Source organism: Roseovarius litorisediminis (genome assembly GCF_900172295.1).
Taxonomy (GTDB): Bacteria; Pseudomonadota; Alphaproteobacteria; order Rhodobacterales; family Rhodobacteraceae; genus Roseovarius; species Roseovarius litorisediminis.
This window is the reverse complement of the sequence record NZ_FWFL01000002.1, coordinates 162493-185122: the sequence shown is the minus strand read 5'-3', so window position 1 is coordinate 185122 and position 22630 is coordinate 162493. Positions and strand designations below refer to the sequence as shown.

Here is a 22630-nt window from a genome sequence, read left to right as displayed (position 1 = left end):
AGTTAGTATGAAAACCACGGCACTATTGTCAGCCGCAGCGCTGGCCTTTGCATCGTCAACGGCTGTCTTCGCCGAAGACAGCTCGGATCCTATTGTTATTCCAATTCACAACTGGTCCAGCCAGATCGTGATGAGCAACGTTGTTGGCCAAATTCTTGAGGCGAACGGCAACAATGTTGAATATGTCACCACCGATAGTCAGGCCGTCTACGAATCAATTCGCCTGGGCGATGTGACGCTTGAGCTGGAAGTCTGGGAAGGGGCCTTTGGCGCCTCGTTCCGCGCAGCCCTGGAAAAAGGCGGCATTGTTGACGCAGGAGACCATGACGCGGTGACCCGCGAAGATTGGTGGTATCCGATGTGGACGAAAGAATCCTGCCCCGGCCTGCCCTCTTGGGAAGCACTGAACGACTGCGCCGAAGTGTTCGCCACCGCTGAAACCGGTGACAAGGGCCGCTATCTGGATGGCCCGGTTGACTGGCTCAAGCACGGCAAGGAACGGGTTGAAGCGCTCGGCATGAACTTTACCGTGATCAATGCCGGGTCAGCTGCTGCTTTGTGGGCTGAAATTGGCGCCGCGGAAGCCGACAAAAAACCTGTTGTGGTCTTCAACTGGACGCCGAACTTTGCCGAAGCCGTCTGGCCCGGCGAATTTGTCGAATTCCCCGAATGGGTTGACGGCTGCGACAAGGACCCTGCAGTTGGCCCCAACCCCGACGCGCTTTATGACTGTGGCAACCCTGCCACCGGTTACCTCAAGAAAGCAGCCTGGGACGGGATGGAAGGCAAATGGCCCAGTGCTTACAAAGTTCTGACCAATATCTCGTTCACCAACCCGCAGATCGCCGAAATGGCCAAGCTGGTTGATGTCGATGAAATGGAGCCAGAAGAAGCCGCCGAAGCATGGCTGGAAGCCAACCCTGACGTCTGGAAAAGCTGGCTGAGTTCAGGCAGCTAAAAAACGAAGATACGGATGCCGGACCGGCACGATAATCCTTATCGAACCGGTCCGGCCAGTTTCTTTGGTAAACCCGTCCATGCATTTGCATCTGGGCGGCGTTTCCAGCCAAAACAAGGTTTTCCAATTGAGGATCACCTGAGAAATCCCATGAAAGAAGTTTCCTGATGACCGTCGACACTCCTGTCATTTCATGCCGCAACGTCTGGAAGCTTTTTGGCCCATCGCCAAGGCAATATCTGGCAGCAATGCCCCAGGGGCTCAGCTATGAGAGCATTCAGGCTGACGGATATATCGCCGGGGTCAAGGACGTATCGCTGGACGTAAGTCGTGGCGAAATGCTGGTGATCATGGGCCTGTCCGGCTCGGGTAAGTCCACGCTGGTACGTTGTTTTTCCCGCCTGCATGAAATTACCGGCGGTGAGATCATCGTCGAAGGCCAGAACATCATGGAGCTTGACGACAAGGCCCTGATTGACATGCGCCGCCAGAAAATGGGCATGGTATTCCAGTCATTTGGCCTGTTGCCACACCGCACAGTGCTGGACAACGTCGCCTTCCCGCTGGAAATGCGCGGGCAAGACAAACACGACCGCCGCGAACGGGCGCTTGAAGTCATCAAGCTGGTGGGCCTTGAAGGCCGCGAAGAATATTTCCCCCGCGAACTGTCAGGTGGCCAGCAGCAACGTGTTGGTATCGCCCGCAGCCTGGCGATCGAGCCAGACATCTGGTTTCTCGACGAACCTTTCTCGGCGCTTGATCCGCTGATCCGACGTGAAATGCAGGACGAATTTCTGCGCCTGCAGGAAATGCTGGGCAAAACCATCGTCTTTATCACCCATGACTTCGACGAAGCCCTGCGCCTTGCCGACCGGATCGCCATCATGAAAGAAGGCGCCGTGGAACAATGTGATACACCGGATCAGATCGTTTTGAACCCGGCCACACCTTATGTGCGCAAGTTCACGGAAGAAATTGACAAGGCGCGAGTCGTTCACGCTCGTGTCCTTGTGAAACCTTTAAACGGCAAAGCGCCCGAGGGTGATCCGTTTCCCGCCGAAAGAACCATTCATCAACTGGCCAGGCAGCTGGTCAACGACACGCGCGACGAAATTCCGGTGGCTGATAAAAATGGCACCCTGCTGGGGGCGATGAACCGGCAGGAAGCGCTTGATGTCCTGTTGGGGACAGAGTGACATGGCCAATATCGCAACAGACATGAGCGATGGTTCGACCGGGCTGAGCAAGACCCGCATTATTCAGATTATGATCGCGGTGGCGGTCCTTCTGACCGCGGCTAAACCTATTCTGCCAGATTTCCTGATCCGCCTGCCAGAAGCCTGGATTCCGCCCATGGCCGTTTGGATGGACGCGATATTCAACTTCATCATAGACGATCTGAAACTGGCCGTACTGACACGCTGGATCGCCGAAGGGCCGCTTGAATTCATGCTTGATACAACGGCCAACCTGTTGTTCGGCAAACGCCGCTGGCCGAATTTTGAGCCCATCCCCTGGACCGCAATTGCTGCCACTGCCGCCGTAATCGGTTATTACCTTGGTGGCTGGCGCATGGCGCTTCTGGCGGGCGGAACATTTGTCTGGACAGCTCTGATCGGCCAGTGGAAAATTGCGATGCAAACCATGTCGGTGCTGGCTGTCGCGGCACCAATGGCCTTTCTCATCGGGCTTTTTCTTGGGATTATCGCCTGGAAGTGGGCATGGTTCGACCGTGCAATCAAGCCGATACTGTCGGTTCTCCAGACTTTACCGTTTTTCACCTATCTGCTGCCTGCAGTGATCTTTTTCAAAGTCGGGCCAACAGCGGGGGCGGTGGCCACCATCATATACGCCATCCCGCCAATGATCCTGATGACAACACTGGGTTTGAAAAAAGTCTCACCCGAGGTGGTTGAAGCGGGCAAGATGGCAGGCTGTTCCAAATGGCAGATGCTGCGATCTGTCTATATTCCTGCCGCGCGCACCGAGATTCTGGTCGGCGTCAACCAGGTGATCATGCTTTGTCTGGCCATGGTTGTTTTGACTGCCTTTATCGGGATGCCCGGACTGGGGGCCAAACTGCTGGCGATGATGGGCAGTTTCAAACTGGGGCGCAGTTTTGAGATTGGCGTTACCATCGTGCTGATCGCTGTAATGCTTGATCGGATGTCCAAGGCGTGGGTCATCAAACTACCCGAACATTTTGAGCGTGGCACACCATGGTGGAAACGCCACGGTTACGCCCTGGCTACAGTTGCCGCCTTTGTGGCCTTCGTACTAATTGCACAGGTGGTGCAGGTGGCGGACCACATAACCCGCCAGCAATCTTTTACCCAGGGCAAAGAACTGGACAATCTGATCAAGGGCATTCTGGCCATCGACGCCATACAGGCGGTGACAGAATGGCTGCGCTGGTTCCTTAATGTCTGGGTGCTCATCCCGTTTCGAAATGCCCTTTTGTGGATACCGACCTCGGCCTTCATTCTGGGGATTGTAACGCTTTCATATTATCTGGGCGGCAAACGGCCTGCGATCTATGCGGCAATCTTCTTTTCCATCGTTGCCTTAAGCGGCTGGTGGGACCGTTCGGTAATCACACTTTACGCAGTCATTTCTGCCGTGATCATTTCGACGTTCATTGGCATTCCATTGGGCATTGCGGCCTCGCGCAGCGATAAATGGTCAAAGCGCATCTTGTTGGCCTGCGACACAGCACAGACTTTTCCCAGTTTCATCTACCTGATCCCGGCCATCATGCTGTTTGGCGTGAATGACGTGGCCGTTGTGTTCTCGATCGTCATCTTTACCACAGTGCCTCTGACCCGCTACACCATCGAAGGTTTGCGAACCGTCCCGGCCGAAATGACCGAAGCGGCGGATATGTCCGGCGCGACCGCCAAGCAAAAACTTATGAGCGTGCAACTGCCGTTGGCCCTGCCAACCATGGCAGTAGGTTTCAATCAGGCGATCATCTTTGCCTTTTTCATGGTGATCATCGCGGCCTTTATCGGTACGCAGGATCTGGGGCAGGAATTGCAGAAAACCCTCGCCGGGACCGAATTGGGTAAAAACATCGTACTGGGCATGAACGTGTCCCTGATGGCGCTGACCTTTGATCTGACCATCATGAGCTGGGCTGAAAAACGTAAAAAGGCATTAGGACTGGGCTGATGGGCGCGATCAATGAATTCCGAACAGTTGTAGATTTCGATCCGGCCGGGTTTGAACCAATGAACCTTTTGGGCCTGCCAGACCAAGACGTGCTTTGGCGCAACATCTCGTTTGATCAGAAAACAGGCATGGGCAGCTATCTGATGATCATGGCCCCCGGCACCAAATGCAATCCGCACCGCCACAACGGCGCCGAAGAATTCTACATTGTCGAGGGCGATCTGGCCGACCACGACGGCCACCTGTATACCGCAGGCCAGTTCATCAGCCTCGCGCCCGGGTCCGAACATTTCTCGGTCACCCCCTCGGGCTGCAAACTGGTTGTCACCCAGCGTGGCACAACCACCGAATATCTGCATGGCGAATGGGAAGCCCCCTCATGAATGTAACCCCGATCTTTGAAACCCCGTACGAGCGTGCCGGCGTCATCACCCCCGGCCTGCCGATCCTGCCGCAAGGCACCGAACGTCACCCGATCCCCGGCGGCGGCTCGCGAGCAGTACCCGTCTATAAAGGTGACCAGATTTCGGTGCAGGATCGCGAAGGCCTGCAAACGGGCGAACTGGTATTTTTCACGCCTGACGGAAAATCTGACGCAGGCATGATGGGCGCAACCAGCGATGGACCCGCCGAAGGCGTGATTTCCGTTCTGGCCAACGGCTCGGCATCCGGTGCCAAAGTTGCCCGTGCGCTGGACAAGGCAGGCTTTGACCTTGGCCGCGCGCAGGCGGTGCGCATCTTTACCCAAGGCTCGAACCCCGGCGATATGGCCACCTTCCACATCTCTTGCGACGGTCTGCTCATCGTCGCCGCCCCCGGTGGCCCGATGGACCCGGGCGCGCAAAACCCGCCGACCGAACTGATCCTTTATATCCGTCGCGCTGATCCCAAACATGCCAAGGGCAACCTTACCCCACCCGACCCTCTGGCCGACCCGCTGCAGGATGCCAATATCCAGCCCGGACAAGCCTACAGCTACGAGGTCAAGAAAGGCGAGTTTATCCAGATCCTTGATGTGCAGGGCCGCGAATGCTCGGATTTTCAGGCCTTTTCCCTGCGTTCACTGGACAAAGGTATCGAACGCGAGATCGACCCGACAACCACCCGCGCGCTTATGGGCTCTCTCTACCCCACGCCCGGCATCTTTTCAAAATACTGGAGTGTCGATCAGGAAGCGCTGGTTGAAATCGTACAGGATACCTGCGGTCGCCATGACACCTTTGGCCTTGCCTGCACCGCACGCTACTACGAGGATCTGGGCTATCCCGGCCACGTAAACTGTTCTGACAACATGAATGCCGATCTGGCCCAATACGGCATCCGCCCGCGCGGCGGCTGGCCCGCCATCAACTTTTTCTTCAACACCATGCTGGACGACACCAACGCCATCGGCATGGATGATCCCTGGTCGCGGCCGGGTGATTTTGTGCTGTTGCGCGCGCTGACCGATCTTGTCTGCGTCTCAACCGCCTGCCCCTGCGACGTAGACCCGGCCAACGGCTGGAACCCAACAGACATTCAACTGCGCACCTATGGTGCGGAAAACGACTTCAGCCGCTCGGTCGGCTATCGAAAATCAGCGGAGGCCGATGTGGAAGAAACCAAGAAAACCGGATTTTACGATTGCTTTGCCCGCCACACCCGCGATTTCGTGGAATATCAGGGCTATTGGCTGCCCAACCAGATGTCCAACCACGGCGCCATTGCCGAATACTGGGCCTGCCGGGAAAAGGCCGTGATCATGGACCTGTCGCCGCTGCGCAAATACGAGGTGACCGGCCCCGACGCCGAAGAGCTGATGCAGGTCTGCGTTACCCGCAACATGAAAAAGCTGGCCGTAGGCCAGATCACCTATACCGCCATGTGTTATGAACACGGCGGCATGATCGACGACGGCACTGTCTTCCGTCTGGGTGAGACGAATTTCCGCTGGATCGGCGGCAATGACACCTCGGGCCTGTGGCTGCGTGAACAGGCCCAGAAACGCGGGCTGAATGCCTGGGTGCGCAGTTCCACCGATCAGTTGCATAACGTCGCCATTCAGGGACCGTTATCACGCGACATCCTGAAACAGGTGCTTTGGACACCGCCCACCAGCCCAACAGTCGAGGAACTTGGCATGTTCCGTTTCACCACTGCCCGGCTGGGCGACTATAACGGCACCTCGGTTGTTCTGGGACGCGCCGGCTATTCCGGGGAACTGGGATACGAGGTGTTCTGCCACCCCAAGGACGCGGTCGAAGTCTTCGATGCCATCTGGAAAGTGGGTGAGCCGATGGGACTGACGCCCTTTGGCCTTGCCGCACTTGATCTCGTTCGGATTGAGGCCGGACTGATCTTTGCAGGCAGTGAATTTGACGACCAGACCGACCCCTTTGAGGCCGGCATCGGCTTTACCGTGCCGTTGAAAAGCAAAGAGGATGATTTCATCGGTCGCGCCGTTCTGGAAGAACGCAAACTGCACCCCCATCGCCAGATGGTCGGATTGGAAGTCGAGGGTGGCATAGTCGCCTCTCCGGGCGATTGCCTGCGCATCGGCAAGGCTCAGGTGGGCGAGGTGACCTCGGCAATGAAATCACCCTTCCTTGGCAAAAACATCGCCCTTGCCCGTATCACGACTGCCCATGCCGCCCCCGGCACCGAGATCGAAATCGGCCAATTGGACGGCCAGCAAAAACGCCTCAAGGCCCGCATCGTGCCCTACCCGCATTTCGACCCCACCAAAGAACGTGTGAAGGGCAATTATGATTGATCGTAGGGTGGGTGAAACCCACGCTTGTTCTAAACGTCAGACGGACCCAATGGCTGCTTGGAGCCCATAGTGACGACTAAGAGATGGGCTTTTGGGCCTCCACAGATGAATTACCCCGCGCGTTGAAGTTTTGGGAAATGTCAGGGATGTACACTTTGGACTCAGTTTTTGAGATTTTGAGTGTAGTTGTCGCAAGCTGGATATACGGGTCTGGTCGAAATCCCACTATGGGATACAAAGTGGTCTGTTTCGCGGCCAAATACTGGCATCTGCCACCCGGCTCCATCGTTCCTAGAAGGCACGCACCTAGACCCCCTGAAAACAGGGGCGAAACAGATAGGTTTCTTTTCCCGCATGGGCCGCGTCGAAAAAGGGCAATGGGCAGCTTCGAATTGTGAGACCTGCTCGCAAACCGCTTCTATTTCTGACAAAGGCAACATACCCAAATCTGCGATATCAAACGCTGGCGACGGAAAAGCCGTGTCCGGCGGATGGTCAAACTACACAGAAACGGAAACAATACGTGGAAACCAAGCGCACTGTGTCCAAGCCAAATGGTTTTTATCGAAAAACAGCCGAATAAGGTTTGGTGTATCTCTTTGAGTGCTGTTACTGTTGCCAACGGCGATCAAAATGGGAATGCCGGATAAGAATAATAAAAAGGGATGGACTATGAAAAAAATGATATTGGGTTTGGCGACAGCCGCACTCCTCGTGGCAACTTCCGCAGCGAACGCCGCAACTTTCAGCTTCAGCTTCAGCAACGAGAATGGTCTCGTTTCAGGCGACGTAACAGGCCTTATTTTGACGCCGGATGGTGACGGCACATTCGCCATCAATTCGTTGACTATCCAGACAGCGCCGGCCGGGATTGGATTTGGGCTCCCAGTCGTAATCAACAGCTTTTTCCAGAACTCGATCACAGTTGCCGGCGGCAACGTGACGGACTCGTCTATCACATCGTTGTTTCTGGGCGGCACCGCGATTTCGCTTGCCGGCGATACGGGTGGTGTGAATGGCGCTTCATTTCTGGACCTGTTGGGCGGGGCAAATTTCGGTGCGACTGGCGTCAGGGACGCGGACAGTTCAACGCTGACCTTCGCAGCAGTGGGAGCGGTTCCGCTCCCCGCCGCTCTGCCGCTAATGGCCGCTGGCTTTGGCCTGTTCGGCCTGATGGGCTGGCGCCGTAAGAAGGCTGCCTAATTCAGCTAAGCCACTCGGCAGACGGGCGAAGCGTTGGCTGCGCCCGTTTTGCGTTTTAGGTGTGGATCCCGGATAAATGGTGGGTACACACTATGCTCGAATATCTACATATCCTGCGCGTGGCTCCGTTCCCGCGTTCCGCGCCCGTTCAGTGCCCACCGTGCTGTATTTTCGGATTATTACAAGAGACGGCTCCGAAAGCAGATCAGCGTTCACGTCCGCTAAAGCTCAGAGGCAGAATCGCATAGGCCAAGTTTTTTCTCGGCTTGGTACGCTACGTGCCCCTCCAACTAGAAATATAAACGTGCTGCGTCGCCTTTCTGCACAGCAGCGAATTGGCGCTTTGTCTCGCACAGGCGACATAGGGTCGTACTTGCTTCGCGTTTGGATCATAGCTGCTTGGAACACCGGCAGGGTGGTAATACAAAAAATCCCTGCATCAAGTCAAAGGTATGCGACGTTCGACAGATTGCCCCTTCAACAGCGTGGGTTTCCCCTCCCTGCGCATTGCCATTTCCCTAACTCCATGCCACGCAGGCACAACCCGACCCTGCCTGAGGACATCAAATGCGCGCTGGTCTTATCCTGCTTTGCTTGGCCTATGTGCTCAGCCAGTTCTTTCGCGCTTTTCTGGCGGTGCTCAGCACCGTTCTGGCGCGTGATATCGGCACCACACCGGATGATCTGGCCTTTGCCTCGGGCCTGTGGTTTTTGGCCTTTGCCGTGATGCAGCTGCCCGTTGGCTGGGCGCTTGACCGCATCGGCCCGCGCCGCACGGCCTCGGCGCTACTGCTTTTGGGCGGGGCGGGCGGCGCGGCGGTCTTTGCCATCGCCACCGGGCCTGCCCACGTGAACATCGCCATGCTTCTCATTGGCATTGGATGTTCGCCCGTCCTCATGGCCTCTTACTATATCTTTGCGCGCCAGTTTCCAGTTGCCCGATTCGCCACGCTGGCGGCCCTGATGCTGGGCGTGGGATCGGTCGGCAACCTCGTCGCCTCTTATCCCATGGCCTTCGCCGCCGAAACCATGGGCTGGCGCGCCGCCCTTGCCGGGCTGGCGGTCATTTCTGGCCTTGTCGCTCTGGGAATTGCGGTTCTCGTCCGCGACCCCGAACCGGTCGAGGGCAATCTCAAAGGCTCGGTTCTTGATCTGCTGAAAATGCGCGCCCTGTGGGCGATTCTGCCACTGATGTTCGTCAGCTACGCGCCCTCTGCCGCTATTCGCGGCCTCTGGGCCGGGCCCTACCTGACAGATGTTTACGGCCTGAATACCGGCCAGGTCGGGCAGGCGACGCTTGTGATGGGGCTGGCGATGATCTGCGGCACCTTTTGCTACGGCCCGCTTGACCGGATTTTCCGCACGCACAAATGGGTCATCTTCACCGGCAACCTGATCTGCGCGGCGGCAATCCTGTCTCTGGCCGTCCTGACTGGCTCGGGCGTTGGCACATCCATCATTCTCATTGCCGCCATCGGTTTTTTTGGTGCGTCTTTTCCCGTCCTGATCGCCCATGGCCGCAGCTTTTTCCCGGCCCATCTGGCAGGCCGCGGTGTCACCCTGATGAACCTCTTCGGTATCGGTGGCGTGGGCTTCATGCAGTTCGCCTCGGGGCCGCTCTACACCGCGACTTCCACCTCAGGTGCCCAGGCGGGCTATTCCATCCTTTTCGCCTTCTTCGGCCTGTCACTTCTGGCCGGCACGCTGATCTATCTTCTCAGCCGCGACGCCACCAACTGACGCACCCCCCTTCCCCCTGCCGCGCATTGGGTCTATGACGCGCACGCCAACCCTATGGACATTGGAGAAACATATTATGGGTTACAGAGTCGCCGTTGTCGGTGCCACAGGTAATGTGGGCCGCGAAATGCTGAACATCCTGGCCGAACGCCAGTTCCCTGTCGATGAGATCGTGGCACTTGCCAGCCGAAAGTCTCTCGGCTCCGAAGTCAGCTTTGGCGACCGAACTTTGAAGACGAAGGACCTTGATACCTTTGATTTCACCGGCTGGGATATCGCGCTTTTTGCTGTCGGCTCGGACGCAACCAAGATCTATGCGCCCAAAGCCGCCAACTCCGGCTGCGTGGTGATCGACAACTCATCGCTCTACCGCTACGACGCGGATGTGCCGCTGGTCGTCCCCGAGGTGAACCCCGAGGCGGTTGAAGGCTACACCAAGAAAAACATCATAGCCAACCCCAACTGTTCGACCGCGCAGATGGTTGTGGCCCTCAAGCCGTTGCATGACCGCGCCACGATAAAACGCGTTGTCGTCTCGACCTATCAGTCGGTATCGGGCGCAGGCAAAGAAGGCATTGACGAGCTGTGGGATCAGACCAAATCGATCTACAACCCGACCGATGACAAACCCGCCCGGAAATTCACCAAGCAGATCGCGTTCAACGTGATCCCGCATATCGACGTGTTCATGGATTCGGGTGAAACCAAGGAAGAATGGAAAATGGTCGCCGAAACCAAGAAAATCGTCGACCCGTCGATCAAAGTCACAGCAACCTGCGTGCGGGTGCCTGTTTTTGTAGGTCACTCCGAAGCCGTGAACATCGAGTTCGAAGAGTTTCTGGATGCAGACGAAGCCCGCGATATCCTGCGTGAAGCCCCCGGTGTGATGGTCATCGACAAGCGTCAGGATGGTGGCTATGTCACCCCAATCGAATGCGTTGGCGACTATGCCACATTCATCAGCCGCATCCGGCAGGACAGCACGATTGAAAATGGCATCAACCTGTGGTGCGTCTCGGACAACCTGCGCAAGGGGGCTGCCCTGAACGCGGTGCAGATCGCCGAAACGCTAGGAATGCGCTGCCTGAAAAAGGGCTAAGCGGCCCCTTTATCGGTTCTATAACATCTAATTCGGGCGCATCTTCAGATGTGCCCGTTTTCATGTCCGGTTTGCTCGCCGCCCCACCAAACAGGCAGATGTAGCCGTGGCCCGGAAATGGGTAGCAAAGCGTAAACCCGCACATCACAACGGCCCCCCCTTGCCTTTGACCAACTACGCAGCGGATAGTTACGCCAGAACAAAGGAGTGTTCCCATGCGTACCGTCACCCTGCCTCTTATCCTTACCCTGACGCCAGCTGCCCTGTGGGCCGCAGACATTCCGCTGACCAGCGATGTTAGCCAGGTCACGCTTTATCCGCAGGGCGCCACCATCACCCGTGCTGTCCCCTTTACCATTCCGGTGGGACAGCATGACCTGATCCTTACCGACCTTCCACAATCCACGCCGCTGGCGTCGATCCGCGTTGCGGTGGATGGTGCGAGTATGGGCACCATCACCGCCCGGAACGATTTTGTCCCACCCCGCGACGATGAAATCAACGCTGCATTTGACGCGGCCAAAACCGAAGTTGAACGTCTGGAACAAGCCCTGCGCGATGGGCAGGCCAATGTGCAGGCCATCCGGCTTGAGATCGACGCCGCCGAGGCCCGCGTCGCCTTTCTGCGCCAGATCGGCGAAGGCGACGGCGTGGCGAAAATGGATGTCACCGCCCTGCGCGATCTGGTTGGTATGATCGGTGACGAAACCCTTGCCGCCAGGAAAACCGCGCTTGACGCCCAAAACCGGGCCGATGCAGCCGACCGTGCGCTAAAGGACACCCGCGAAGCGCTGGAAAAGGCCCATCAGGTACTTGCCGCGCTGGTCCCCGAGGACAAGGCGCGCGCCATGCTGGCCGTCTCGGTTTCTTCGCAGACTGAATCGAAAGGCACGCTGACTGTCACCTACAATATCGCGCAGGCCGGCTGGCAGCCCGTCTATGACCTGAAACTGACCCGTGATACCAGTGCGCTGGATATCGAACGCGGCGCCTTTGTCTATCAGGCCACCGGTGAAAACTGGCAGGACGTGTCATTGACACTGTCCACTGTCCGCCCGTCGGAACAGACCACCCCAGGCGACATCTGGCCCTGGCTCAGACGGATCGAAGACCCGGATCAACCCCGTCTGCAAAGCAAAAACCGCGCCGCGTTCGATCAGATGGAAATGGGCGCAGCGCTGGATATGGCCGCAGAACCCGCCATTGTCCGCGAAGAGGCTGACGCGCAGTTTGACGGTTTGGCTGTTACCTATAACTACCCTTCACCGGTTTCCGTCGCCTCAAGGGCTGACCGTGTTCGCCTGTCGCTTGGTACGCTCACCACAAAGGTGGATCTGCAGGCCCGCGCCGTCCCGCTGATGGATCAGACCGCCTTTCTTATGGCGAGTCTCACCAATGATATGGGTGAGTTGATCCTGCCCTCGAACGAGGCCAGTTTTTACATTGATGGCCGCTACATCGGACAGCAGTACCTCCACCTGATCCCTGCGGGCGGCGAGGCTGATCTGTCCTTTGGCCCGATTGACGGGCTGCGCCTGACCCGCACGGTTCTGGACCGCAACGAGGGTGATCGGGGTATCATCAGCAAATCCAACGAACTGACAGAAAGCGTTCGCATAGAGGTGGAAAACCTGACCGGTGAAAGCTGGCCCATTAACCTGCTGGACCGCGTGCCCTATTCCGAACAGGAAGACCTTGAAATCGCATGGCAGGCCCAACCGCGTCCGACCGAACAGGATGTCGACGGCAAACGCGGAGTTCTGGCGTGGGAGTTCACCCTGCCCGCCGGCGAAACGCAGGAAATCACCCTGGACCACGATCTTGAGTGGCCGGAAGGCAAGGTTCTGCGCTGACGGATTCGTTCGGCTAGACGTTTTTGAACAGACCTAACCGTGGCGCGCCACAAAAACTGGCGTGGCGGGCGTCACGGTAACGAATGCGCACTCCTCTGAAATCAAAGTTTCGGATTGCGACAGCAACACGTACCCTGACTTTTTGGGGCTGAATTCGTCGGAATTTCATTTCAGCAGCGGGTGCAGAAATCCTGACGCTCCGCTTTACCGTCTCCGGATCACGGACAGCGCTTTTCGGCCTCTTCCACCGCAGCAGTATATCCCAGCAGCGAAAACGTATCTTTCGTCACCGTGCCCCGGGCCGAACGCGCGGTCAGAACCGCATCGCTGCCACGCTTCATCGCTGCAATGATCTTGGCGTCATCAGCCGTGCTGGCCGGCCAAGCCCATTCCCCTTCGGTAAACAGCTCAAACTCGCTGCCGCCAACGTTCACATTCACCGTCGATCCACCCGCAAACGGGTAGCCACCTGTAAAGGCAATCTGCCCCTTCACACCGGCACCCGGCCGATAGAAGGTCATCAACAGGATATCGCCACGCTTGACCGCAACCACACGTCCATCCTTGCTGTTGACCGTTTCCGTGGGCGATGACACTGCCCAACATTCGCGCGGGTCCTTGTCTTCAAACACACTCCATGCGGTTTTTGCCGCCACCTGGTTGGTGCTTTCTTCCTGCGCCCAGACGCCCGACGCCGCCAACGCCAACAGGCCCGCCGCAATACCGCGTGCAAATCGTGATACCATCTGTCCAGCCTCCAAGCTGTCCTAGCCTCAAATTCGTCGGCCGCGCGCATCCCTAAACGGATTTCTTGTTGGCAACGGCCTGTTTCTACTCGACATTGCAACAATAGCCTGAAACAGGCGAGATGTGAAAGACACAATTGGCGGAAAATCGCACAGCACGGAGCCTTCAGATGACCAATCCTGTCCCGATGACCGAAATCTGGCGCGGTCCACTGGCCGAAAGCATCCATACCGGTCAGGCCGTGATCTGCGATGCCTCGGGTGATATTATCGAGGCCTGGGGCGATCCCGAAACCCTGGTTCTGCCGCGCAGTTCCGCCAAGATGATTCAGGCCCTTCCGCTTGTGGAAAGCGGTGCCGCCGATGCACGTGGGCTGATTGCTAAACATCTGGCGCTAGCCTGCGCCTCACACAACGGAGCCGCGATACATACCGAAACCGTCAATGACTGGCTAGCGGATCTTGATCTTGTCGACGACGACTTTCGCTGCGGTGCACCAATGCCCATGGACAGAACCGCCTTCGATGATCTAATCCGGACGGGCGGAAAACCTTGCCAAGTGCATAACGAGTGCTCGGGTAAGCATGCAGGTTTCCTGACTCTGGCGCAGCATCTTAGCGCGGGCCCGGAATATACTGACCCAGATCACCCAGTGCAAAAAGCCTGCCTTGAGGCTTTTGAAAGCGTAACGCTGGAAACCAGCCCCGGCTTTGGCATCGATGGCTGTTCAGCTCCAAATTTCATGTGTTCGCTTCACGGCATGGCCCGCGCCATGGCGTTTTTCGCCAACGCAAACGAAGGCGCTGATGCCCGCCAATCGGCCGCAGTGCGCCTATGGCAATCCATGGTTGCCCATCCCGTCATGGTCGCAGGTGAAAAACGTCCCTGCACCGAATTGATGCGCGCTTGCAAGGAACCTGTGGCCCTAAAATACGGGGCCGAGGGATTTTACATTGCCATATTGCCTACCCGCAAGCTGGGAATCGCCTTGAAAATCGCCGATGGCAGCAAACGCGCCGCCAATTGCACAATCGCTGCCCTGCTGGTCCGCCTGGGTTTGCTGGACGCCGATCATCCGGCAACCCTGCGCTTCATGAATGCGCCCATTCTGAATCGGCGAGGTATCCGGACCGGCATGATCAAACCTGCCAGCACGTTGCTCTGATCGTCCCGAAACCGACGGCGGCATATCGCGCATCTCGTTTAACGTGTAATTTCGGCTAACTCCCGCCATTTGCTACAAGCGTACTGCGCTATGTCCCGCCAAGCGCAAACAGACTTGGAAAAACGGCGAAGAGACGCCAAGGCAAAACCGGCTTTTCGGCTTGTTTCAGCACGAAAATCACCCGTTCCCCAACACGTCGGGACATTCCCTTACGCCGTGCCCATGTTCTGAATCGAGGGCAACAAACCCCTCGTAAACATGACACCACAAAGGGAATGATTTCATGTTCAAGGAACTTACCGCCGCAACTTTCGCGCTTGCTCTGACACTGCCCGCTGCCGCACTGGCATCCGACAGCATGGATGCCGACGCAGACGGTATGGTCACCGCCGACGAATTCGCAGCTGCCCACCCCGACGCGCCCTCGGGCACGTTCGAACAGATCGACGTAAACGCCGATGGTGCCCTTGCCGATGACGAGATCGCCGCGGCTCGCGAAGCGGGTATTCTGCCCGACGCCTCATAAATCAGGCCATAGATACCCTACACCGGGGGCGCGCTGCGTCCCCGGCATTCTTATCCGCACCGCCGCATTCGCCGTCCGAGCTGCCGCAAATGCCGCTTGCCTGCGGGCATCCTTTCCCACATCATCACTACAGTTCTCAGGGCGGGGTGAAATTCCCCACCGGCGGTAACGGGGCATGCCCCCGAAGCCCGCGAGCGCAACGGGTTTCCAGCGGAAATCCCTTGGTCAAGCAGATCTGGTGTAAGTCCAGAGCCGACGGTCAAAGTCCGGATGGAAGAGAGCGTAAAGAGCAGTCACCCGATAGCGGTGCCTGTCCTTTCGTTTGATGCTCTGGGTGACGTGTCAGAATGAAAGGATATGAAAATGACACTTCCCCGCTACGCCTTCATCAAGGCCAACTGGCACGCCGATATCGTCGACCGCGCGCTCGACGGGTTTGCCAAACTTATTCCCATGAATCAGATCGACGTCTTTGACGTTCCCGGCGCGTTCGAGATGCCCCTTTTGGCCCGCGACCTTGCAGCCTCCGGCCGCTATGCCGCCGTGGCTGCTGCCGCTTTCGTTGTCGATGGTGGCATCTACCGGCACGATTTCGTGGCAGGCGCCGTGGTTGACGGCCTGATGCGTGCAGGCCTCGACACCGGCGTGCCGGTTCTGTCAGTGTCGCTCACCCCTCATCACTATCAGGATACCGATCACCACAACGCGATCTACCGGGCCCATTTTGTGGAAAAAGGCACCGAAGCCGCCCGTGCCGCCCTAATGATCGGCAAAACCCGGGCCCGGCTCGCCGCCTGACCAACGCCAGCCAGACCGGTATCAAAACCGGTTCAAGGTAGGCCCGCCACACCCTTCCTCCTCCCCCATGGGAGGAGGACAGCAAGAGGTGTCAGGTCACATCATGCGCCCGGCCCGGGCGCGCTATACCTTCCGCACGCACGGTTTAAGACGAACCCACGGACTTAGATCGTTCTGACAGAAAACACATCCCGCGTGTAGCCCTGCAAGTACAGCAAAGCTGTCAGATCCCCGTGATTAACCCTGACATCGCACTGGGCGGCAACCGATGGCTTGGCATGCAGCGCCACGCCCGTACCGGCCAGCCCCAGCATGCCCAGATCATTGGCCCCGTCGCCCACCGCCATCACATCTGTCGCGGTCAGGCCCAGCCGGGCCGAAATTTCTTTCAGCGCCTGTACCTTTGCCTCGCGCCCCAGAATGGGCATGCCCACTTTGCCGGTGAGTTTTCCCCCCGTAATCAACAGGGTGTTGGCACGGTTTTCATCAAACCCCAACTGTTCTGCAACACTTGCCGTAAAGGCGCTAAATCCGCCCGACACCAGGGCCGCATAAGCGCCGTTTGCACGCATCGTCGCCACCAGCGCATCACCGCCCGGCATATAAGTGATCCGCTCGGCAATCACCTGCGCGATCACCTCCTCCGGCAGGCCTGCAAGCAGTTTCACCCGTTCGGTCAGCGCGCCTTCGAAATCCAGTTCACCATTCATCGCGCGGGCGGTGATGTCTTTCACATGCGCGCCTGCGCCCGCCACCTCGGCCAATTCGTCAATGCATTCCTGCTGGATCATCGTGCTGTCCATATCGGCCAGCAGCATCTTCTTGCGCCGCCCCGCGACGGGCTGCACCACCAGATCCACCTGCATCGCCTGCAGGCTGTCCCAAACCTCCCAGCGGTTGCCCGGCACCTCTGCCATCTCAAACTCTGCCGCCTCATCCGGCGCCAGCCAAATCGCATCCCCCCCGCCCCAGGCGTTGCGAAGATTTTCTACCAATGACGGATCCAATAGCCCGGCAGGCGCAATCAAAGAGGCAATAAACATTTAACAAAGTTTCCGATCGTAGTTGTGAAAGTCGCATTTTATCACTCAAGCGGCGCTATAGCGTCATTTCTGCACTTGCGAAAGCCCTGGTATGGCCGTATTTCGGTCCGTGGGACACCCCTCCCCAACGAGGGGCGCTTATCTGGAAGGATAGCAGCAATGGCTATTAACGAACCGGCAACGCGGCCGGAAAACCCGCGTTTCTCCTCTGGCCCCTGCGCCAAACCCCCTACATTCGACGTGACCAAACTCAGCGATGCCCCGCTTGGCCGCAGCCACCGCGCGGCGGTTGGCAAGGCCCGCCTAAAGGCCGCCATAGAAGGCACGCGTGAGATTCTTGGCATCCCCGCTGACTATAAAATCGGAATCGTGCCCGCCTCGGACACCGGTGCCGTTGAAATGGCGATGTGGAACCTGCTGGGCGCTCGCAAGGTTGAGATGCTGGCCTGGGAAAGCTTTGGCGCTGGCTGGGTAACCGATGCGGTCAAGCAACTGAAACTCGACGCGCAGGTCAAAACCGCCGATTACGGCCAGATTGTCGATCTTTCGACCGTCGATACCGATAACGATGTGGTCTTCACCTGGAACGGCACAACTTCGGGCGTACGTGTACCTGATGGCGACTGGATCAAAGCCGACCGCACCGGCCTGACTATCTGCGATGCCACTTCGGCCGCCTTCGCGCAGGTCCTGCCTTGGGACAAGCTGGATGTGACCACCTTCAGCTGGCAAAAAGTGCTGGGCGGAGAAGCAGCCCATGGCATGATCGTTCTGTCGCCCCGCGCAGTGGAACGGCTGGAAAGTTACACCCCCGCCTGGCCCTTGCCAAAAATCTTCCGCCTGACCAAAGGTGGCAAGCTTATCGAAGGCATCTTTGAAGGTGCAACGATCAACACGCCCTCGATGCTGGCAGTCGAGGATTACCTCTTGGCGCTTGACTGGGCCCGCTCGGTTGGTGGCCTTGAAGGGCTGATCGCCCGCGCCAACGCGAATACCAAGGCTGTCGCGGATTTCGTCGAGATGCATGACTGGATCGACTTTTTGGCCCATGATCCGGCCACGATGTCGAACACCTCGGTGTGCCTGACATTCACAGATGCCCGTGTCAAAGACGGCGCAGCTTTTGCCAAAGACATAGCCAAACGGCTCGACACCGAAGGCGTGGCCTACGACATCGGTGCCTATCGCGATGCCCCTGCCGGCCTGCGCATCTGGTGTGGCGGCACAGTGGAAACATCCGATGTGGTCGCGCTTATGCCCTGGGTCGAATGGGCCTTTGAGACCGAAATCGCAGCGCTGTCAGAAACGGTGTGACACCAATTTCTTGAAAATAAATCGGTCCGGAGTCTTTGAAAGACTCCGCCCCCCCACAAGATTTTCATCAAAGGAGCCCAGCAATGGCCCCCAAAGTACTCGTCTCCGACAAACTTTCTGAAACCGCTGTCCAGATCTTTCGTGATCGCGGCATTGACGTCGATTTCCAGCCGGACCTTGGCAAAGACAAGGATAAGCTGGCCGAGGTGATTGGCCAGTATGACGGCCTTGCCATCCGCTCGGCCACCAAGGTAACAGCGAAAATTCTCGAAAACGCCACCAATCTCAAGGTCATCGCACGCGCCGGTATCGGCACCGACAATATCGACAAGGAAGCGGCCAGCAAGAAAGGCGTGATCGTGATGAACACGCCCTTTGGCAACATGATCACCACCGCCGAGCATGCGATAGCAATGATGTTCGCCGTAGCCCGCCAACTGCCCGAGGCCAGCGCCTCAACACACGCTGGTAAATGGGAAAAATCCAAATTCATGGGGGTCGAGTTGACGGGCAAAACCCTTGGCGTCATCGGCGCCGGCAATATCGGCGGCATCGTCTGCGACCGTGCTCGTGGTTTGAAAATGAAGGTCATCGCCTACGACCCGTTTCTGAGCGAAGCAAAAGCCGACAAGATGGGCGTCGAAAAGGTTGAACTCGACGATCTGCTCAAGCGCGCCGATTTCATCACCCTGCACGTTCCGCTGACAGACCAGACCCGCAACATCCTGAGTCGCGAAAACCTTGAGAAAACCAAAAAGGGCGTGCGCATAATCAACTGCGCCCGTGGTGGTCTGGTAGACGAAAACGCGCTGGCCGACCTGTTGAAATCCGGCCATGTCGCCGGAGCGGCCTTTGACGTCTTCGCGCAGGAACCCGCCACGGAAAACCCGCTTTTCGGCCTGCCCAACGTGGTCTGCACCCCACATCTGGGCGCCGCCACCACCGAAGCACAGGAAAACGTTGCCCTGCAGGTGGCCGAACAGATGTCAGACTATCTGTTGACCGGCGCCGTGACCAATGCGCTCAACATGCCTTCGGTCACCGCTGAAGAGGCCAAGGTCATGGGCCCCTGGATCAAACTTGCCGACAACCTTGGCGCTTTTATCGGCCAGATGACGGATGAGCCGATCAAGGCGATCAACATCCTCTATGACGGGGTCGTATCCGAGATGAACCTCGGCGCACTGACTTCTGCCGCGGTTGCGGGCATCATGAAATCGGTCAACCCCGAGGTAAACATGGTCTCGGCCCCGGTTGTGGCCAAGGAACGCGGTGTGAAAATCTCGACCACGAAGCAGGATAAATCCGGCGCGTTCGAGGGTTATATCAAACTGACCGTCGTCACCGATCAGCGCGAACGCTCGATCGGCGGAACGGTGTTCAGCGACGGCAAACCGCGTTTCATTCAGATCAAGGGCATCAACATCGACGCTGAAATCGGACGGCATATGCTCTATACCACCAACAAGGACGAGCCTGGCATCATCGGCACTTTGGGGCAGACGATGGGTGAAAACGGCGTCAACATCGCCAATTTCACCCTAGGCCGCTCGGCGGCCGGGGGCGAGGCGATTGCCCTGCTCTATGTTGACGCTCAGGTCAGTCCGGATGTCATTGCCAAACTCGACGCTACGGGCAAGTTCCAGCAAATCCGATCATTGGAATTCGATGTCGCTTGATAAGTCAACATGGTCTGATCCAACGGAAACGCCGCCCTTCGGGGCGGCGTTACACATTCTTGATTAGCGCATAACGGTACAGGAATACCGATCCGAAACCATTGGACATTTTGCGCGCATTGCTTCTGATTAAGCCCATGACCGAACCACTTTATATAATCCCCGACATTCACGGCCAGTTCACAATGCTTGAGGAAGCTCTGGCATTGATCGAGGCCGAAGGGGGGGTAAACGCACCCATCGTTTTTCTGGGCGATTACGTGGATCGTGGTCCTGACAGCCGCGCGGTTATCGACTTGTTGATCGACGGACAGGCCAGGGGCCGAAACTGGATCACTTTGCGTGGAAATCATGACCAGATGTTTCTGGATTTTCTCGACTATGGCGCCATCCATCCCGTGCGCCTGCGCCCCGATCTCAGCTGGATTCATCCCCGTCTGGGCGGCGACACCACGTTAGCCTCCTACGGTATTATCGGCGATGAGGACAACACCAACCACACCGCTGCCGTTGCCGCCGTCCCGCGCGCACATCGCGACTGGCTGGCCTCGCTTCCGTTTTACCACCTGACCGGGCCGCTTCTTTTTGTCCACGCGGGTATCGCCCCCGGCGTGCCCCTCTCACATCAGTCTCCCGAGGATATGCTCTGGATTCGCGAAAACTTCCTCACCGATCCGAAACCCCACCCATGGCTGATTATTCATGGCCACACAGCCCTAGACATGCCAACTCATTTCGGCAACCGCATCGACCTTGACGGCGGGGCAGGCCGGGGCCGCTCGCTCTGGCCTGCGGTGATTGAGGACAGGTCGTGCTGGCTTCTGACAAAAGACGGCCGCCAACTCCTCACTCCTGCAGAACAACCCGGTAATCGCCGCGCCACGCCCGGTCTGCTCCCCCCTTAAGGCAAATCTCGACTGGCGGCTTCAGGCGCTGGTCAGATTGAGCTTGTGGAAACCACATCAAAGTTATTCCTTTTAGCCGCCATTTCCTGCTTGGTCGGCGAACTGAAGCATTGCGGACAATGCCGCCGTTGAGTGCCGGGCATTTGGGCCATGTCTGCTGCGGGCTCCGAGCCGGTCTTTCGCTACACCCAGATCAAAGATCCGCGTCGGCCCCAAAGGTATAACCCGCCACCCAAAAGGAAGATCCTTGGGTACTGTTCAACGCCGTTCGGGATCAGGATCAACATCCGGGCACTCGAAGGTTTGGGGATTACAAAACCTCGCCACGCAACCAGTTGACCACGGCGCTGACAACCGCCCGCACCGCGCCAATCTGCACGTTTTTGTACGTTTCGTGCGCACCCCGGCGGATATGCCGCATCGCAGCATCCCATGTTGTCATTGCTTTTACACACGCCACTCCAGTATTTTGAGCAAGACTCAGAAAAGGCGGAAAACATGACAGATATCGTAATTCTTGACGGTGCACGCACAGCTATAGGCACATTTGGCGGCTCACTGGCCGGAACCCCTCCATCCACCCTTGGAGCCATCGTTGCAAAAGAAGCACTGGCCCGTTCCGGCGTCGAGGGCACCCAGATCGGCCATGTGGTTTTCGGCCATGTAATTAACACCGAGCCGCGTGATATGTATCTGTCACGTGTTGCTGCAATGGACGCGGGCATTCCCGATACGGCACCAGCAATGAACGTCAACCGTCTGTGTGGATCGGGTGCCCAGGCCATTGTTTCGGCAGTGCAATCCTTGATGCTGGGCGACGCCGATTTCGCTTTGGCCGGGGGCGCCGAAAATATGAGCCGCTCGCCCTTCATCATCACTGATCAACGCTGGGGCGCCAAGATGGGCGACGTCACCACCCGCGACATGATGCTGGGTGCTTTGAACTGTCCCTTCGGCACCGGCCACATGGGGGTGACGGCAGAAAACGTTGCGGCTGAGCATGATATTTCCCGGGTCGATCAGGATGCCTTTGCTCTTGAAAGCCAACGCCGCGCCGCCGAAGCGATTGCCGAGGGCCGGTTCAAGTCACAGATCGTACCGGTCGAGGTGCGCGTCAAGCGTGACATGGTTGCTTTTGACACCGATGAGCACCCCAAACCCACCACAGCCGAAGCACTGGCAAGCCTGCGCGCGGTGTTCCAGAAGGACGGCAGCGTAACGGCCGGGAACGCCAGCGGGATTAACGACGGCGCCGCCGCCATCGTTTTGGCCCGTTCTGCCGCTGCCGATGCTGCCGGTTTGAAACCCAAGGCCCGGATCCTGGGCTACGCCCATGCCGGTGTACGCCCTGAAGTGATGGGCATCGGCCCGGTCCCTGCGGTAGAAAAACTGCTGGCGAAAACCGGTCTGAAAGCCAGCGATTTCGACGTCGTTGAATCGAACGAAGCGTTTGCCGCCCAAGCCTTGGCCGTCAACAAAGGGTTGGGGCTAGATGGTGGCAAGGTCAATCCAAATGGTGGGGCCATTGCACTTGGCCACCCGGTTGGGGCCACAGGTGCGATCCTGACCGTCAAGGCACTTTACGAACTTGAGCGCACCGGCGGGTCAAAGGCGTTGATCACCATGTGCATCGGCGGCGGACAAGGGATTGCGCTGGCAATAGAGCGGCTCTGAGGC

General features: G+C 57.8%; 19 protein-coding genes and 1 riboswitch. Of the genes, 16 read left to right on the top strand and 3 right to left on the bottom strand.

Features of this window, described 5'->3' with window-relative positions:
• The first annotated feature begins 7 nt into the window (after nt 1-7).
• The 9 genes from PEL8287_RS04235 to PEL8287_RS04195 all read left to right on the top strand — a co-directional run bounded on the left by PEL8287_RS04235 (nt 8) and on the right by PEL8287_RS04195 (nt 12776).
• A complete protein-coding gene (locus tag PEL8287_RS04235; RefSeq protein ID WP_085891121.1) occupies nt 8-958 on the top strand; it encodes an ABC transporter substrate-binding protein in 951 nt (316 codons plus the stop codon).
• 167 nt (nt 959-1125) lie between these two features.
• Entirely contained in the window at nt 1126-2154 is a 1029-nt protein-coding gene (locus PEL8287_RS04230; RefSeq protein ID WP_085891120.1) for a quaternary amine ABC transporter ATP-binding protein, read from the top strand.
• A gap of 1 nt (nt 2155) precedes the next feature.
• The gene (locus PEL8287_RS04225) at nt 2156-4129 is read left to right on the top strand and encodes an ABC transporter permease (RefSeq protein WP_085891119.1); all 1974 of its coding nucleotides are present in this window, start codon (nt 2156-2158) and stop codon (nt 4127-4129) included.
• Entirely contained in the window at nt 4129-4512 is a 384-nt protein-coding gene (locus tag PEL8287_RS04220) for a cupin domain-containing protein (protein ID WP_085891118.1), read from the top strand. Before PEL8287_RS04225 ends, PEL8287_RS04220 begins: the two co-directional genes overlap by 1 nt.
• Nucleotides 4509-6881, top strand: coding sequence for a trimethylamine N-oxide demethylase (locus tag PEL8287_RS04215; protein WP_085891117.1), 2373 nt, complete (start codon nt 4509-4511; stop codon nt 6879-6881). Before PEL8287_RS04220 ends, PEL8287_RS04215 begins: the two co-directional genes overlap by 4 nt.
• A gap of 633 nt (nt 6882-7514) precedes the next feature.
• The gene (locus tag PEL8287_RS04210) at nt 7515-8084 is read left to right on the top strand and encodes a PEP-CTERM sorting domain-containing protein (RefSeq protein WP_139837698.1); all 570 of its coding nucleotides are present in this window, start codon (nt 7515-7517) and stop codon (nt 8082-8084) included.
• A gap of 567 nt (nt 8085-8651) precedes the next feature.
• Nucleotides 8652-9824, top strand: a complete 1173-nt coding sequence (locus PEL8287_RS04205; RefSeq protein ID WP_085891115.1) for an MFS transporter — start codon at nt 8652-8654, stop codon at nt 9822-9824.
• Nucleotides 9825-9900: 76 nt separating this feature from the next.
• The gene (locus PEL8287_RS04200) at nt 9901-10923 is read left to right on the top strand and encodes an aspartate-semialdehyde dehydrogenase (protein ID WP_085891114.1); all 1023 of its coding nucleotides are present in this window, start codon (nt 9901-9903) and stop codon (nt 10921-10923) included.
• A 215-nt stretch (nt 10924-11138) separates the two neighbouring features.
• Entirely contained in the window at nt 11139-12776 is a 1638-nt protein-coding gene (locus tag PEL8287_RS04195; RefSeq protein ID WP_085891113.1) for a DUF4139 domain-containing protein, read from the top strand.
• A gap of 218 nt (nt 12777-12994) precedes the next feature.
• Here the strand turns inward: PEL8287_RS04195 and PEL8287_RS04190 are convergent, their stop codons facing one another.
• Nucleotides 12995-13522 (bottom strand): invasion associated locus B family protein, encoded by a 528-nt coding sequence (locus tag PEL8287_RS04190; RefSeq protein ID WP_176228556.1) that lies wholly within the window; start codon nt 13520-13522, stop codon nt 12995-12997.
• A gap of 170 nt (nt 13523-13692) precedes the next feature.
• Between PEL8287_RS04190 and PEL8287_RS04185 the strand changes: the two genes are divergently transcribed.
• The 3 genes from PEL8287_RS04185 to PEL8287_RS04175 all read left to right on the top strand — a co-directional run bounded on the left by PEL8287_RS04185 (nt 13693) and on the right by PEL8287_RS04175 (nt 16012).
• Nucleotides 13693-14688, top strand: a complete 996-nt coding sequence (locus PEL8287_RS04185; RefSeq protein ID WP_085891112.1) for an asparaginase — start codon at nt 13693-13695, stop codon at nt 14686-14688.
• A 283-nt stretch (nt 14689-14971) separates the two neighbouring features.
• Complete coding sequence (locus tag PEL8287_RS04180; RefSeq protein WP_085891111.1) at nt 14972-15214, top strand: calcium-binding protein; 243 nt, start codon at nt 14972-14974, stop codon at nt 15212-15214.
• Nucleotides 15215-15342: 128 nt separating this feature from the next.
• A riboswitch (FMN riboswitch) is annotated at nt 15343-15500 on the top strand.
• Nucleotides 15501-15577: 77 nt separating this feature from the next.
• Nucleotides 15578-16012: a 6,7-dimethyl-8-ribityllumazine synthase gene (locus PEL8287_RS04175; protein WP_085891472.1), complete on the top strand. Its 435-nt coding sequence runs from the start codon at nt 15578-15580 to the stop codon at nt 16010-16012.
• A 164-nt stretch (nt 16013-16176) separates the two neighbouring features.
• Here PEL8287_RS04175 and serB read toward each other — a convergent pair whose 3' ends face one another.
• Nucleotides 16177-17055, bottom strand: a complete 879-nt coding sequence (gene serB, locus PEL8287_RS04170) for a phosphoserine phosphatase SerB (RefSeq protein ID WP_085891110.1) — start codon at nt 17053-17055, stop codon at nt 16177-16179.
• Between the two features lie 159 nt (nt 17056-17214).
• Here serB and PEL8287_RS04165 point away from each other — a divergent pair, with 159 nt between their 5' ends.
• The 3 genes from PEL8287_RS04165 to PEL8287_RS04155 all read left to right on the top strand — a co-directional run bounded on the left by PEL8287_RS04165 (nt 17215) and on the right by PEL8287_RS04155 (nt 20953).
• A complete protein-coding gene (locus PEL8287_RS04165) occupies nt 17215-18369 on the top strand; it encodes a phosphoserine transaminase (RefSeq protein ID WP_085891109.1) in 1155 nt (384 codons plus the stop codon).
• 83 nt (nt 18370-18452) lie between these two features.
• Nucleotides 18453-20048 (top strand): phosphoglycerate dehydrogenase, encoded by a 1596-nt coding sequence (gene serA / locus PEL8287_RS04160; protein ID WP_085891108.1) that lies wholly within the window; start codon nt 18453-18455, stop codon nt 20046-20048.
• A gap of 137 nt (nt 20049-20185) precedes the next feature.
• Nucleotides 20186-20953 (top strand): metallophosphoesterase family protein, encoded by a 768-nt coding sequence (locus tag PEL8287_RS04155; protein WP_085891471.1) that lies wholly within the window; start codon nt 20186-20188, stop codon nt 20951-20953.
• 310 nt (nt 20954-21263) lie between these two features.
• Here PEL8287_RS04155 and PEL8287_RS20440 read toward each other — a convergent pair whose 3' ends face one another.
• On the bottom strand, nt 21264-21395 hold the full coding sequence (locus tag PEL8287_RS20440; RefSeq protein WP_268877798.1) for a hypothetical protein: 132 nt from the start codon (nt 21393-21395) through the stop codon (nt 21264-21266).
• 56 nt (nt 21396-21451) lie between these two features.
• Here PEL8287_RS20440 and PEL8287_RS04150 point away from each other — a divergent pair, with 56 nt between their 5' ends.
• A complete protein-coding gene (locus tag PEL8287_RS04150) occupies nt 21452-22627 on the top strand; it encodes an acetyl-CoA C-acyltransferase family protein (RefSeq protein ID WP_085891107.1) in 1176 nt (391 codons plus the stop codon).
• Nucleotides 22628-22630 lie beyond the last annotated feature (3 nt).

Coding starts and splice junctions, on each gene's coding strand:
- PEL8287_RS20440 (WP_268877798.1), bottom strand. CDS start 21,395: ATGACAACATGGGATGCTGCGATGCGGCATATCCGCCGGGGTGCGCAC.
- PEL8287_RS04185 (WP_085891112.1), top strand. CDS start 13,693: ATGACCAATCCTGTCCCGATGACCGAAATCTGGCGCGGTCCACTGGCC.
- serB (WP_085891110.1), bottom strand. CDS start 17,055: ATGTTTATTGCCTCTTTGATTGCGCCTGCCGGGCTATTGGATCCGTCA.
- PEL8287_RS04155 (WP_085891471.1), top strand. CDS start 20,186: ATGACCGAACCACTTTATATAATCCCCGACATTCACGGCCAGTTCACA.
- PEL8287_RS04200 (WP_085891114.1), top strand. CDS start 9,901: ATGGGTTACAGAGTCGCCGTTGTCGGTGCCACAGGTAATGTGGGCCGC.
- PEL8287_RS04215 (WP_085891117.1), top strand. CDS start 4,509: ATGAATGTAACCCCGATCTTTGAAACCCCGTACGAGCGTGCCGGCGTC.
- PEL8287_RS04220 (WP_085891118.1), top strand. CDS start 4,129: ATGGGCGCGATCAATGAATTCCGAACAGTTGTAGATTTCGATCCGGCC.
- PEL8287_RS04205 (WP_085891115.1), top strand. CDS start 8,652: ATGCGCGCTGGTCTTATCCTGCTTTGCTTGGCCTATGTGCTCAGCCAG.
- PEL8287_RS04175 (WP_085891472.1), top strand. CDS start 15,578: ATGACACTTCCCCGCTACGCCTTCATCAAGGCCAACTGGCACGCCGAT.
- PEL8287_RS04195 (WP_085891113.1), top strand. CDS start 11,139: ATGCGTACCGTCACCCTGCCTCTTATCCTTACCCTGACGCCAGCTGCC.
- PEL8287_RS04190 (WP_176228556.1), bottom strand. CDS start 13,522: ATGGTATCACGATTTGCACGCGGTATTGCGGCGGGCCTGTTGGCGTTG.
- PEL8287_RS04225 (WP_085891119.1), top strand. CDS start 2,156: ATGGCCAATATCGCAACAGACATGAGCGATGGTTCGACCGGGCTGAGC.
- PEL8287_RS04150 (WP_085891107.1), top strand. CDS start 21,452: ATGACAGATATCGTAATTCTTGACGGTGCACGCACAGCTATAGGCACA.
- PEL8287_RS04230 (WP_085891120.1), top strand. CDS start 1,126: ATGACCGTCGACACTCCTGTCATTTCATGCCGCAACGTCTGGAAGCTT.
- PEL8287_RS04165 (WP_085891109.1), top strand. CDS start 17,215: ATGGCTATTAACGAACCGGCAACGCGGCCGGAAAACCCGCGTTTCTCC.
- PEL8287_RS04235 (WP_085891121.1), top strand. CDS start 8: ATGAAAACCACGGCACTATTGTCAGCCGCAGCGCTGGCCTTTGCATCG.
- serA (WP_085891108.1), top strand. CDS start 18,453: ATGGCCCCCAAAGTACTCGTCTCCGACAAACTTTCTGAAACCGCTGTC.
- PEL8287_RS04180 (WP_085891111.1), top strand. CDS start 14,972: ATGTTCAAGGAACTTACCGCCGCAACTTTCGCGCTTGCTCTGACACTG.
- PEL8287_RS04210 (WP_139837698.1), top strand. CDS start 7,515: ATGGGAATGCCGGATAAGAATAATAAAAAGGGATGGACTATGAAAAAA.